The sequence below is a fragment of the Paenibacillus swuensis genome (assembly GCF_001644605.1).
GTDB classification, from domain to species: Bacteria; Bacillota; Bacilli; order Paenibacillales; family DY6; genus Paenibacillus_N; species Paenibacillus_N swuensis.
Genome location: NZ_CP011388.1, coordinates 2,356,215 through 2,368,998 on the forward strand (window position 1 = coordinate 2,356,215; position 12,784 = coordinate 2,368,998).

13 protein-coding genes are annotated in these 12,784 nt (G+C 53.0%); 11 read left to right on the plus strand and 2 right to left on the minus strand.

Features of this window, described 5'->3' with window-relative positions; all coding sequences use genetic code 11:
* The first annotated feature begins 17 nt into the window (after positions 1-17).
* From SY83_RS10285 to SY83_RS10335, 11 genes are all read left to right on the plus strand, one after another.
* Entirely contained in the window at positions 18-542 is a 525-nt protein-coding gene (locus SY83_RS10285) for a hypothetical protein (RefSeq protein ID WP_068606204.1), read from the plus strand.
* 25 nt (positions 543-567) lie between these two features.
* Positions 568-960, plus strand: coding sequence for a DUF2500 domain-containing protein (locus SY83_RS10290; protein ID WP_082882453.1), 393 nt, complete (start codon positions 568-570; stop codon positions 958-960).
* 116 nt (positions 961-1,076) lie between these two features.
* A complete protein-coding gene (locus SY83_RS10295; RefSeq protein ID WP_068606205.1) occupies positions 1,077-2,117 on the plus strand; it encodes an EAL domain-containing protein in 1,041 nt (346 codons plus the stop codon).
* A gap of 17 nt (positions 2,118-2,134) precedes the next feature.
* Positions 2,135-2,680 carry a signal peptidase I gene (lepB, locus tag SY83_RS10300; RefSeq protein ID WP_082882454.1) on the plus strand — a complete coding sequence of 182 codons (546 nt, stop codon included), beginning with the start codon at positions 2,135-2,137 and terminating at the stop codon, positions 2,678-2,680.
* Positions 2,681-2,718: 38 nt separating this feature from the next.
* A complete protein-coding gene (locus SY83_RS10305; protein ID WP_068606213.1) occupies positions 2,719-3,273 on the plus strand; it encodes a hypothetical protein in 555 nt (184 codons plus the stop codon).
* A 118-nt stretch (positions 3,274-3,391) separates the two neighbouring features.
* A complete protein-coding gene (locus SY83_RS10310; protein WP_068606215.1) occupies positions 3,392-3,790 on the plus strand; it encodes a GntR family transcriptional regulator in 399 nt (132 codons plus the stop codon).
* On the plus strand, positions 3,780-4,529 hold the full coding sequence (locus tag SY83_RS10315) for an ABC transporter ATP-binding protein (protein ID WP_231891447.1): 750 nt from the start codon (positions 3,780-3,782) through the stop codon (positions 4,527-4,529). Before SY83_RS10310 ends, SY83_RS10315 begins: the two co-directional genes overlap by 11 nt.
* A complete protein-coding gene (locus SY83_RS10320) occupies positions 4,530-5,273 on the plus strand; it encodes a hypothetical protein (RefSeq protein ID WP_068606217.1) in 744 nt (247 codons plus the stop codon).
* Positions 5,274-5,275: 2 nt separating this feature from the next.
* The gene (locus tag SY83_RS10325; protein ID WP_068606219.1) at positions 5,276-6,352 is read left to right on the plus strand and encodes a DUF4097 family beta strand repeat-containing protein; all 1,077 of its coding nucleotides are present in this window, start codon (positions 5,276-5,278) and stop codon (positions 6,350-6,352) included.
* Between the two features lie 49 nt (positions 6,353-6,401).
* Positions 6,402-7,331, plus strand: coding sequence for an ABC transporter ATP-binding protein (locus SY83_RS10330; RefSeq protein WP_068606220.1), 930 nt, complete (start codon positions 6,402-6,404; stop codon positions 7,329-7,331).
* Positions 7,324-8,268: an ABC transporter permease gene (locus SY83_RS10335; protein ID WP_068606222.1), complete on the plus strand. Its 945-nt coding sequence runs from the start codon at positions 7,324-7,326 to the stop codon at positions 8,266-8,268. Before SY83_RS10330 ends, SY83_RS10335 begins: the two co-directional genes overlap by 8 nt.
* A gap of 61 nt (positions 8,269-8,329) precedes the next feature.
* On the opposite strand, the gene SY83_RS10340 is transcribed toward SY83_RS10335, so the two are convergent.
* On the minus strand, positions 8,330-11,761 hold the full coding sequence (locus SY83_RS10340) for an ATP-binding protein (RefSeq protein WP_068606224.1): 3,432 nt from the start codon (positions 11,759-11,761) through the stop codon (positions 8,330-8,332).
* The gene (locus SY83_RS10345) at positions 11,751-12,467 is read right to left on the minus strand and encodes a response regulator transcription factor (protein ID WP_068606226.1); all 717 of its coding nucleotides are present in this window, start codon (positions 12,465-12,467) and stop codon (positions 11,751-11,753) included. Before SY83_RS10345 ends, SY83_RS10340 begins: the two co-directional genes overlap by 11 nt.
* Between the last annotated feature and the right edge of the window lie 317 nt (positions 12,468-12,784).

The window sequence follows — 12,784 nt, forward strand, 5'->3', positions numbered from 1 at the left end:
AGGGGGTGTTGCGGATCATGCCGGATCGGAGACAGGCGCGGTTGTTTATTTTCCCAATAATGGTGTCCATTCTCCTTCTGCTCGTGGTCGGGTGTGGCACTAAAGAAGAGCCAGCTATGCCTGAAACCATGCCTGCGGATTTCGAATTTTCCGTTCGCTATGGCATTACAAGTAAGAATGCGATTAATACATTTGAAGACAAGGTGACCAAGGATTTAGTATCGGACGGGACCATTACAGTGGATCTCGCTTTCAGTGAGACCGAAATGCGGAGTATTTATGACCGGATGCGAGAATTAAACGTACTTAGAGATTTGAAGTTAGAATCGCGAATAAAAAACTGTTTCCAGACGCCCTTCACGGAGGATTACTGGAAAATACAGATGAACGGCGAAACAAGAATATTCCATTGGTCCGAGGAGAATTGTTCTTTGACAAAGGATGCCGCGAAACTTAAAGAGCTACGGGAGTTTGTCCACATGATCGTGAGCGCCCAAAAAGTGTATACTGATTTACCGAAAGCCAAAGGCGGATATCATTGAACATAAGAGACAAAGGAGTGACACCATGAGCGATTTTAATATGGATCCGGGTTTTTTTGGAGCGATGGGGGAATTGCCTTTATTTTTTAAACTATTTATGGGCACCGTGTTTATTTTGGTTGTCGGAGGGTTTCTCCATGTGATTGTTCGGGGACTGTGGGTGTGGTCTAAGAACAATGCCTCGGATCTTGTGACAACAGTCGCTACGGTTAGAGACAAAAGAATTCACGTCTGGGGAGGCTCCGGCGAATCCAGCGCCAACACGGAACATTATGTGACATTCGAGATGGATGATCAGTCGCGCATTGAGTTGCCGGTAAGAGAGGATAAGTATGGCTTAATTGTGGTTGGGGACCGCGGCGAACTGACGCATCAAGGCACACGATTCAAAGAATTCCACAGAAGTATACAATCCTAAAGGTGCTCGCCGCGGCGGGCGCTTTTTCTTTTGGGCCAAAAAAGGATTTAGGATTCCCAAAAAAGAAAGTAGTGATATAAACCTAGACTAATCAGAACATGAGAAGAGGCATAAGCATGAGTGAGCAGTGCAGCAATTGTATTGTGACCGAGCAAGGTTATACGGTGTTGTTCCAGGAAGAGATGTCATTCGAAGCTTTGGACTTATATTTAAAGAAACAGCCCGCTACCCATTGGCGCAAAATCGATTCCAGTCTCCATTGGATGAAAGAGCCGCTGTTCCACGAAATATTGGATTACGCGACGGCTCATCTGGATACAGACCGGATCAAGGCAGTACCGGCAGATCGGGAGGATCCGTTACGGTCCCTCGAGCATCTTCGGCCGATTGCCGAGTTTCAGGCGCAACGCGAAGCGCATTGGATCGATGAGGTCATTCGGCAAACCGCGATTCGCACTTACTATCAACCCATTGTGGCACTGGAGGGAGAGGCGGTCCGCACGGTAGGGTACGAGTTGCTCTCGAGAGGGGTGGATGCGGATGGAGGTTTGATTCCCCCGAATCGGTTATTCGAAGCGGCGCGTGTCCGGAACCGATTGTTTGCGCTGGATCGGGTATGCCGTCTGGAAGCGGTGAAGAATGCGGCGGGCTTGGACGGGCAGATGATCTTCATTAATTTTCTTCCGACAACGATTTATAACCCGGAACACTGCTTACAATCCACATTCGCCATGGTGCAAAAATACGGCATCGACCCCTCCTCCATCATCTTCGAAGTCGTGGAGAGCGAAGAGATTCGCAACATGGACCATCTGCGCCGGATTCTGCAATATTACAAGGACCACGGCTTTCGCTTCGCGCTCGATGATGTCGGCACGGGCTACAACAGTCTGGAAGTGTTGGCAGAATTGAAGCCGGACGTGGTGAAGCTTGCGATCGAATATACCCGCGGTGTCAGCAGAGATGCCGAGAAGCGCCGCATCGCGGAGGCGGTGGTGCGCATGACCCACACGATGGGCTCGCAAGCGCTGGCCGAAGGTGTGGAGGACGCGGAGGACTTGGCTTGTCTGCGGGAGATGGGGTATGATTTGTTTCAGGGGTATTATTTCGGGAAGCCTGGTCCGGTGCCGGTGTTGGCTGAGGTTCAAATTAAATAAGTGATGGGGTGTAAAACATGAACATCATAAGAAAAGCTAAAGATTGGGTACTAACTGCATTGTTAGCCATAATTATTTCCATGATCATTGCGGTCTTTCTCATGCAACCCTATGTAGTGAAAGGCGCTTCGATGGAATCTACGCTATTTGATGGGAATCGGATCTTTGTAAGTAAACTTATGCATACCCTGAACGACTTACCGAAGCATGGAGATATTATTATCCTAGACAGTAACATTCATGAACAACGAAACCTTAAAGATTCAATATTGGAGCTTCCGCATTTCGCGCTCCTGCATAAAGGGAATGCTGATAAGTATGTGAAGCGGGTGATGGGACTTCCAGGTGATATTATTGAGATTAAGAGTAATTATATTTACCGCAATAATGAGTTACTCCAAGAAGATTACATAAAAGAAGACATGGTTGGAATAGCTGATCAGGTTTGGACAGTTCCGGAGCATCATGTTTTTGTATTGGGGGATAATAGAAATTTTAGTGTGGACAGCAGAAAACTGGGATATATTCCTGTGTCTCATATCATTGGTAAGGTTATAAAATAATTTACTGGCAGATCAATTGATTGGAGGTCGTTCGAATAATGACTCGTCTGCTATTCTTACTCATGTCTTTGACCGTGTTATCTCTGTTAATGGGGTGCACAAATACCGCCAAAGATCTAGAAGTTGCGGATACAGCCGTAACAACGAATGATGTGAATCAAGAAATGAACGATACCATTTCAAATCATATTGTCCAGAAATATGCAGGAGGATACTCTCCTACAGAAAAGCAATTTGAGGTTCATAAGGTCTATGGGACAAGCAAGTCGCCAGACGGAGACATTAACGTGTATATGCATTCCTATTATGGCGGCTTCAATAAATCAACAGGCACCAAGATGATATCAGGACACTCCTTTCCTGCGGTTATTCGCCTGAAGAAGGAAGCGGCAGGTTACTCGGTTCGTGAATATAAGGAACCTCAGGATGGAAACTTATATAGGTCATCATTACAAGATATGTTCCCGGCGCCTTACCTTGAGATGATCGATAACGATAAAGAAGAGAGTCAGGAACTGCAGAAAGCGATGAACATGAAAGTGGAACAATGGTTGAAAGAGAAATATAATCCCAATCCGGCCGCCTCGATCTGAGGCGGCTTCTGTTTTTGCCGCATAAAAGATTGACAAAAAACCAATTCGCGATTATCCTTCTCATAGTACACTAGTTTACTAGTGCACTGGTGTTTTGTGGTCGGAAGGAGGATACGCAGTGCAGCTTAATTTTAACAGTCCCATACCGATTTATATGCAGATGGTGGATGAAGTGAAGAAGGCTCTGGCCAGGGGAGAGCTTGCACCGGGGGACAAAATTCCTTCGCATAAAGAACAGGCGCAAATTTCGAAGGTGAATCCCAATACGGTCCAGAAGGCTTATCAGGAAATGGAGCGGGAGGGGCTGACGGAGACGTTGCGTGGACAGGGAACTTTTATCAAGAACGATCCGACTATGCTGATACAGATCCGCTCGGAGATGGCGCAAGCCGCCGTTCGGCAATTTATTGATGAAATGCAAGGGCTGGGCATGGTCCCGGACGAGATGGAGCGGATGCTTCATGAAGGGTTACATCCGAAAGGGAAGAAGGGAGGGAACAACCGTGATGAAACGTAGCGCGGCACCTAGAGAAGAAGAGCAAGGGCAAGGACATCAACAAGAGTTTGTGATCGACATGCAAGGCATCCACAAGAAGTACTTACTGAAGCAAGCGATCAACGGCATCGACCTGCAGGTGCAGAAAGGCCGGATTGTGGGGCTGCTTGGACCGAACGGGAGCGGGAAATCGACGCTGCTCAAAATGATGGCGGGCCTCATTTATCCGACCTCGGGAACCATCGCGGTGAACGGCCGGGTGCCGGATGTGCGGAACAAGCACCATGTGGCGTATTTGCCGGAACTGGATCACTTATACGGTTGGATGACGGTGAAAGAAACGCTGCGATTCGTCTCGAGCTTCCACCAAGACTGGCAACCGGAGAAGGCCGCGGCGATGCTGCAAGCCCTGGAACTGGACGAGAATCAGAAGGTTCGCAACTTGTCCAAAGGTCTGAGGGCGCGGCTGAAGCTCGTGTTGGTTCTGTCCCGGCAAGTGCCGCTGATTCTGCTGGATGAGCCCTTCTCGGGCATCGATCCTTCCTCGCGGGCGAAGATCATCCGCTCCATCATCAGCGAGTTTCAGGCGGAAGAGCAGACGATTATCTTGTCGACTCACTCCATCAATGAATCGGAGCCGATGTTTGACGATGTGATCTTCCTGCAACAAGGTCGGATTCGCTTGTTCGATACAGCGGAGAGCTTGCGCGAAGAATACGGTTGCTCACTTGAGAACCTGTGGGAGAAGGTGTACGGATAGATGGCATTTCAGAATTTATTCAAGAAAGAAGCTCGATCCATCCTTCCTGTGTACGGGGGATACGCTTTGGTGGTTGTGTTTGTTCATATTCTGATCTTATACAGAAGCCATGCGATGGAATACGATGCGATCTGGATCGCGGGAGTCTTGTTGCCCCTGATATTTATCGCGCTGATTACCATCGGCATCGGATATTATCAACTGCATGTGGAATGGAGGACGAATTCCATTTATCTGCTGCTTTCCTTACCGGTTCGCGGCTGGAAGGTGTTGCTGGCGAAGCTGGCCGCCGCATTGGCAATGTTGCTGGCAACGGTGTTCGGTGTGGGAATCAGTTATGTTGTCATCTTGCTGAGGATTACGTGGAATGACTTAACGGCAAACGGGCCTATCCTTGAAACGACGCCCTACCTGATTAACATCTCGCTGCACTTGTTCTGGATGTGCGCCCTGGCCATCGTGTTTCTGTTGTTGCTGGTGCAATTCACTTTCCTGTGCGGTCAACTGGCGGCGAAGTTGAAGTGGCTGATCATGCTCTGCGCTTTCGGCGGAATGTTGTGGCTGGTGCTCCGGTTAAGTCCGGTGTTATCGGATCTGCTTCTATGGCTGCCAGACCTGGTATTCGGCAAGCCCGGGTGGGATGTTACGTATTTGCACATGGGGCCGTTTGTGGTATTGGCGCTCTTTTGCATAGCATTGTTGGGATTAAACGGGTACTTGTTTGAGAAGGAAGTGGAGGTATGAAGATGAGAGTTCGGCAACGGCGCATGCTACTACTCGTCTCGGTTGTGATTCTGGCTGCACTCGGCATCATGGATGTCGGCTTCCGTAAAGAAGAGATCTTCGCGGAGTATGGAGAGCGGTTTGAGAATTTTGGCAAAAAAGCAGCTTATGAGCAAGCGAATCGGGATATTGCCGCTGTGGCGGAACGGGAGCTTACGCTGAACGGGCAAGAGGTCGAAGAAATATCGCTTACCGCCGAGGGTGGCCATGTTGAAGTGAGGCAGGGGGCGGATCAGACGATCCGATTGCAATATAAGGTAACGGTGACCGGGACAGATCAGGAACGCGCGAACAGGATACTCGATGAGATTACGGTGGAGCCCGAGACGGCGAGCGGACGAGTTACTTTAGCGGTTTCCGCTGGGGGCAAAAAAGTCAACTTCGACCGGGTCCGGATGGATTATGTTCTGACGCTGCCGGACACGTTGAAGCTCCAACTGAACAGCTCCGACAGCACCGTGCGGATCGAAGGTTTCCGCGGCGGCGGCGAGGTGAACATGGAGGGGGGATCGCTTACGGCGGTCGATACGCAAGGCGCGTTCCGCATGTCTAACGTGCTGGGTTCCGTCTATGTGGCGGACCATACAGGTCCGATCGAGCTGCTCAACGACTCTGGGCATGCGGCTCTGGAGCAGGTAAAGGGCGACATCCGGTATGAAGGCAACCATGGCGAGCTGACGATGGCCGGAATCACGGGTAAGGTCACCGGGAAGGATCAACTGAGCGATGCTCACTTCAGGGATTTGTCCGGACCCCTTCAATTCAGCAGCGAGGATTCCGAGCTGTTGCTGGAGCACATCCGAGGCAAGGCGAATATTACCGCGGTACGCGGAGTCACCCGTCTGCTATTGGATCAGCAAGAAGGATATGCACTGGATCTGATGTCGAGAGAGGGCCGCATTCAGACGAACCTGCCGATTTCCACTAACGCTGGGAACACGGGGGAGTATTGGGAACAGCTGCAAGCCCGCTTGGGAGACGGGACATCTGACGTTCGAATCCAGGCGGAATCCGGCGATATTATCGTTCAGTATAAGTAAGTTTTTTGTAAGAAATGAAATTATATTGGGGTCAAAAGGGGCAAAGTCCATGAATCAACAACCTGTTCTCAGCTTGCGTCATGTCACTAAGCGGATTGGGCGCACGAAAGTCATCGACGATTTAACGTTTGACGTCACAGAAGGCGAGGTATTCGGCTTTCTCGGACCGAACGGAGCGGGCAAGACCACGACCATTCGCATGATGGTCGGCCTGATGTCCATTACAGAAGGCGAGATTTATATTAAAGGGAAGAACATCAAGACCGAATTCGAACAGGCGATCCGCCATGTCGGAGCCATTGTTGAGAATCCGGAAATGTATAAATTTTTAAGCGGGTACCATAACCTCATTCACTATGCCCGAATGATACCCGGGATCACCAAGGAAAGAATTGATGAGGTCATTCAATTGGTCAAGCTGGAAGACCGCATTCACGATAAGGTGAGGAAGTACTCTCTGGGCATGCGTCAACGCCTGGGTGTGGCACAAGCGCTGTTGCACCGACCGTCTCTGCTTATTCTGGATGAGCCTACGAACGGATTAGATCCGGCGGGCATCCGGGAGCTGCGTGATTACTTGCGGCACTTGACTCGAACTGAAGGTATCACCGTGATCGTTTCCAGCCATCTGCTGTCCGAGATGGAGCTGATGTGCGACCGCGTCGCGGTGCTGCAGCATGGCAAGCTGGTGGATGTGAAAGGGATCGAGGATTTCGTCGGTTCCGACGACAAGGCGCAGACCTATCTTATTGAAGCGGAATTGACCGAAAAGGCGTTGAAGTTGCTGGAAAGTATGGATTTTGTAACTAGTGTAAGAAGGGTGTCGGAAGGCGTGGAGCTCGTGACAGACCGGGAATGGATTCCGCAGATTCTCAGCGCGCTCTTGTTGATGGAGATTCCGGTATACGGCGCCCGTGTGCTGCGGCAGTCGCTGGAAGACCGATTCCTGGAAATGACGGGAGGTGCGCAGGTTGGTTAATCTAATACGCAATGAGAACATGAAGCTGTATCGCCGTTGGAGAACCTGGATCATGGTCGCATTTATGATCGGAGCCGTACTGCTGGGCAGCATTCTGGAGTGGCGCCATGACGGCCGCAAGGCGCAAGGGGATGGGTGGCGCGCGGAAGTGACGGAACAGAAGAGCAATTATCAGCGAATTCTGGAAGATCCGCAGTTGGATCCGGAGACCCGAACTTATTTCAAGGAACAGATGCTGATCGCGGATTACCAATTGGCGAACGATATCCGCACGGAAGAAGGGACGATGTGGGATGGGATTAACGGTTCCGCGGGACTCGTCGTCCTCATTACGCTGTTTACGGTCATTGTAGCGGGTGACAGCTTGGCAGGCGAATTTACAAGCGGCACAATCAAGCTGCTGCTCATTCGTCCGGCCAGTCGCTTGAAGATACTGATCTCGAAATACCTTTCCTTGCTCATGTTCAGTTTCTTGTTGCTCGTCGTCCTGTTCGTCGTGTCGGTGCTTGTGAACGGACTGCTGTTCCAGTTCGGATTCGTTGACCTGCCTCTGTTAAGTGTGAACGGCGAAGGCGTCGTCGTGGAAGGCAACATGGTGGCGCATCTCTGGAAATCCTACTTACTTAACGGCATCACTACGGTTATGTACGTTTCCATGGCGTTCATGATTTCGGCGGCATTCCGCAGCAGCGCTATGGCCATCGGCTTTTCAATTGCCGCTTTATTCGCAGGCACGGTGCTGATGGAGTTACTGCAGAGATATGAATGGAGCAAGTATCTGCTGTTCCCGAACCTCGATTTGACGCCGTATTTAACCGCGAATCCTTATCAGGACGGGATGACACTGACCTTCTCCATCGTTGTGCTGTGCGTCTATTTCCTTGTATTCAATCTGGTGTCCTGGCTGGTGTTCACGCGGCGGGATGTAGCTGCATAAATGGTTAGAAGGCTGTCCCAAAAGGTGATGAAACCTTGAAGGACAGCCTTTTTCATTTTCATTAAATTCCCGACAAAGGCAACGTTAGGGCCAGCAAGCAGCCTTGTTGCTGCGCTGAAAGGCTGTCGGCCCCGTCGGCCGTGGGTGCCATTGCCCCCATAGACGCTGATGAGCCTATATCCACGGTGCCGCCTAACAGATGGACGCGCTCCATCATCGCGGTTAAACCGAAGCCTGGCTTGGCATCGCCGTAAGATTCGCCGTCATTTCGCAGCTTGAAATAGATGCATTCGTCTGCGGCGTAAAGTTCAAAAACGAACTGCGTGCATTGTCCGTGACGGATGCCGTTCGTCAGCCCCTCCTGCAGCGCGTGATAGAGAACGCGCTGAGTGAGTCCGCTCAGCGGCGGCAGCGGATGCAGATAGGCCTCGATCCGGACGCCGGCGCCCGTCTGCGTCTCGCGGATCAGCTCCCGCAGGGCGGCGGCGAGTTCAAAGGCGCCCGTCTCGTCCTTCAACAGACGGACGGAGCGCCGGATGTCGTCGAGCCCTTTGCGGATCAGCTCCTGAACGACGGCGATTTTCTCCACGGACTGCGGCATGTTGCGATCGGCGAGCTTTTTCGCCGCCTCCATCTGCACAATAGCCGCTGTTAACGTGTGTCCGACGACGTCGTGAATCTCATGCGCGATCCGGTTCCGCTCTTCCAGCACGGACACTTCCGTCAGGGCTTCGGCGGTCTCGCGCACGGAGCCGGCCAAGCTGCGGTTTGCTTCTTCGAGCTCGCCCGTGCGCTTGCGCACAAGCTCCTCCAGCGACCGCTGGAACTCGGCCAGCCGCAGCTGGATGTGCACGCGGGCAAGCAGCTCGCGCTGGGCGAAGGGCTTCGGCAGGTAATCGTTCGCGCCGGCGTCGAAGCCTTCCGCCAGATCTGACACCCGGTTGCGGGCGGACAGCAGGATGACGGGCAGCTCGTTCGGTCCGTACTTCTCGCGCAGCATGCGGCAAACCTCGTAGCCGGTTATGCCCGGCATCATCACATCCAGCAGGATGAGATCCGGGTGAACATCGCCGCTATCCACCATCCGCAAGGCTTCGGTGCCGTTCGCTGCATGAATAAGGCGATAGGGCGTGCCGGCCATGTAGTTGAGCAATACCTGCACGTTCACGGGTTCATCATCCACAATAAGAATGAGCGGGGCAGGGGGTGTTGAAATTTGTGACACAGCAGGAGCAGAAGCAGAATCATTAATAGAAGCAACATTAGAGGCAGAAGCATCAATATCGGCATCAGCGCTGTTGGTGCTGTTCCTCACGGTACCAGTCTCACCGGGCTCCGCATGCCCAGGCGATAACGGCAGCTGCGGCAGCAATGGCAGCAATGGCGCACCTGCATGCAACAGCGACACAGCCTCGCCCTCCCCGGCATCCGCCTCGAAGCGCATCCGCTCCCGCTGCGCCTCCACCGCCGGCGCCGCCGGCTTCTCCGCAGCAGCCGGCAGCGTAAAGCACACGCGCGTCCCGCACCCCGGTCCCTCGCTTACCACGGTAAGCGTCCCGCCATGGAGCTCGACGATCCGCTTCGTGATCGAGAGCCCGAGCCCGCTCGACCCGGGCTCCAAGCCGTCCGCCGAGGCGAACGGCTCAAAGAGCAGGGCGAGCCGCTCCGCGGGAATCCCGCGGCCGGTATCGGCCACGGTCACCGCGACCGTGCGCTCGCCCCCCGCGGCGGTCACCGTGATCCCGCCGCTGTCCGTATATTTGATCGCGTTGCCGATCAAATTATACAAGATCTGTTCAAGCCGGTTCGGATCGGCTTGAACATAAATGTCGGCGATGTCCACCGCCTCCGCCGACAAGCCCTTGCGCTCGGCCAGGGGCGCGAGCGCCGCCAGCACAACGCCGACCGCGCGCCGCAGGTCGGCAGGCTCCGGCTGAAGCTCCAGGTCGCGGTGCTTCAGCCGGTAAAGATCGAGAATGTCGTTGACGAGACGCAACAGACGGTCCGCGCTGTCCAGCACGAGATGGAGATTCGTGCGCAGCTTTGGACCAACGGGACCGGCCGCCCCGTTCAGCAGCGATTCCGCAAGTCCGGCAATGCCGTGCAGCGGCGTACGAAGCTCATGGGACGTGTTGCGCAGGAAGTCGTCCTTCAGCCGGTCCATCCGGGCTAGCTGTTCATTGCGCTCGGCCAATTCTTCGGCATAGGCGGCCGACTTCCGATAGATATCCGCGATCCGCTCAAACACGACCATGATCAGGCAGAGCGTGAACAAAACCAGACCGTGAGCCAACGCCTGAATCACGAAGTTATGCAGTACATCCGAAATCAGAAGCAGCCCATTGGCGAAATGCGGGAAGGCATTGAATGTCAGATGAATCGAGCAGGAGAGGAGGAGCACCAGGTAGCCGCGGGTCAACCACACGGTTTCCCGGCTGCGTTCCCGCCGATGTTGCCGAAAGAGCGTATAACTGACGGCCGCAAAAACCGGCACAAATACCCACGGCAAACCATCAATCATCATGACATTGTAATAGTAGGGGGTCACCCACGCCAGAATGAAGCTGAATGCGGTAAAGAGAAGCAGCACCCTTTTGCCCCATAGATAGGTTAGCCTGTGATTCCCTCCAAGCACCGTGCCGTAAAACCCGAGGAACGCGTAAATCCCGATCGGAAGCAGCAAGTCCCGCCAATACATCCAGTCAAAATAATAACGCAGCTCCAAAAAACCCGTATTCATCAATCCAATCCCGACTCCGGCCGAAAGCCCGAATAAGGCCAGCCAGCCGTAAATTCGTTCTTTACGACGTCGGACCCATAAATACAGGCCCAATAAGCCCGCAGTAATCAGCAAGGTGCCGTAAACCAACGGAATCCAGGCATAGTGGAAATGGCTGAATCGCATCGATTCCCGTTCACCGACGAGATTCCACTGCTCACGAAAAATGCCTCTGTCCCATAAGGCGTGCACCGTAATGGTTTGGCCGGCATCGGTCTGGTCCAGGGGTACGAACAGCTGCATAAAGCCCCCGTTGACATAAGGATAAGGACGGTCCAGATTGTAGGTGTAGATGCGTTCTTGACCAACGGTAACCTCTACATGCTTGAACCCGCTGAGCATCATATAAGGTTTCTTGAGCGGTAATTCGGGCACGGTGCGCTTGAGCCATAAATCTCCTTTGTAGCTCTTGAGACTGCGAACCGCAGCACGATCCAGCGGCTGCCAAAAGGTGTCCGCATCCGGTTGCTTACCCTGGTACATTTGCCATTTGTCGAGGTAGTAGAGCTTGGGCGCGTTCTGCTGTTGCATGCGGGTACCGTTAACCCTCGGGTCTGAGGCGGGCGTGGAGGGACCTTGAACCATGCCGCTGAGATATGTAAACAGGAGCAGGGCCGCGATGCCGTAACCCGCCAGCTTGAGGCTTAACCGTAGACGGGGAGACATCCCGGTGAAAGCCTTGCGCAATAGAGACAAGGCACGGTTAAGGCGCATCTTTCAACAGCAGCTCCTTCAGTTGTACGATGGCGGTTGGCCGGTCGTTCGTGGCGATTTTGTTATAGATGACCGAGATATAGTTGCGGACGGTTCCCTCACTCATGAAGAGCGCGCCGGAAATTTGTTTATTCGTATACCCCTCGACCATGAGCAAAATAATCTTCCGCTCCCGCTCCGTAAACTTCAGCCTCTCCCGGGCAAGGATGCTTTCGTCAAAGGCGTCGGAGCCGATGGTGGACAGCACGGAAAGTCGCGCGGCCAGCTTGGACGCGATGGATCCCGGCAACATCAGGTTGCCTTGCATGGCGTCGCGAATGGATTGCACGATGCGGTCTGAAGGCATGTCTTTGAGCAGGAAACCATCCGCTCCGCCTGCCATCGCATCGACGATGAATTTGTCCTCGGCGAAGGTCGTCAGCATGAGCACAGCCGTCCCCGGGCAGTCGCGCTTGATGCGTTTCATGCCTTCGATGCCGTCGAGGACGGGCATTTTGATGTCCATGAGCACGAGGCTCGGCCGCAGCTTTATGGCGGCTTGGTGAGCTTCTTGCCCGTTCTCCACCGTGGCGACAACCTCCAGGTCTTCTTCGAGATTCAGAATCGTTTGCAATCCTTCGCGCAGCAGGGTTTGGTCGTCGGCCACAATGATGCTTATTTTGCTCCGTGATGGATGATGTGAGTTGGTTGAATGATCTGAATGCATTGGTTTTCGCCCCTCTTTTATCCCCGTGGTAAGGGTCCTATCTCCAATGTAATCGAATTTACTGTAAAATCAAGGGTTTTGCGCAAAGGTGTGACGGGTCATGACAAAAGTTGTGACAAGAGAAGTCCGCTCACATCCGGCGATTTAATGTTCCTAGGAACACTATTCGCTCGCCGTCCACCCACATCCGCTGATTTAACTTCCCTAGGAACACTATTCGCTCCCCGTCCGCCCGAATTCGGCGATTTAATGTCCCTGGGAACACTAATCGCTCCCCATCCGCCCGAATCCGGCGATTTAATGTCCCGGGGAACACT

What these genes read in the sequence shown, in the direction of transcription:
- SY83_RS10330 (WP_068606220.1), top strand. Translation starts at nt 6,402, where the DNA reads ATGAATCAACAACCTGTTCTCAGCTTGCGTCATGTCACTAAGCGGATT.
- SY83_RS10340 (WP_068606224.1), bottom strand. Translation starts at nt 11,761, where the DNA reads ATGCGCCTTAACCGTGCCTTGTCTCTATTGCGCAAGGCTTTCACCGGG.
- SY83_RS10345 (WP_068606226.1), bottom strand. Translation starts at nt 12,467, where the DNA reads ATGCATTCAGATCATTCAACCAACTCACATCATCCATCACGGAGCAAA.
- SY83_RS10295 (WP_068606205.1), top strand. Translation starts at nt 1,077, where the DNA reads ATGAGTGAGCAGTGCAGCAATTGTATTGTGACCGAGCAAGGTTATACG.
- lepB (WP_082882454.1), top strand. Translation starts at nt 2,135, where the DNA reads ATGAACATCATAAGAAAAGCTAAAGATTGGGTACTAACTGCATTGTTA.
- SY83_RS10315 (WP_231891447.1), top strand. Translation starts at nt 3,780, where the DNA reads ATGAAACGTAGCGCGGCACCTAGAGAAGAAGAGCAAGGGCAAGGACAT.
- SY83_RS10320 (WP_068606217.1), top strand. Translation starts at nt 4,530, where the DNA reads ATGGCATTTCAGAATTTATTCAAGAAAGAAGCTCGATCCATCCTTCCT.
- SY83_RS10305 (WP_068606213.1), top strand. Translation starts at nt 2,719, where the DNA reads ATGACTCGTCTGCTATTCTTACTCATGTCTTTGACCGTGTTATCTCTG.
- SY83_RS10290 (WP_082882453.1), top strand. Translation starts at nt 568, where the DNA reads ATGAGCGATTTTAATATGGATCCGGGTTTTTTTGGAGCGATGGGGGAA.
- SY83_RS10325 (WP_068606219.1), top strand. Translation starts at nt 5,276, where the DNA reads ATGAGAGTTCGGCAACGGCGCATGCTACTACTCGTCTCGGTTGTGATT.
- SY83_RS10285 (WP_068606204.1), top strand. Translation starts at nt 18, where the DNA reads ATGCCGGATCGGAGACAGGCGCGGTTGTTTATTTTCCCAATAATGGTG.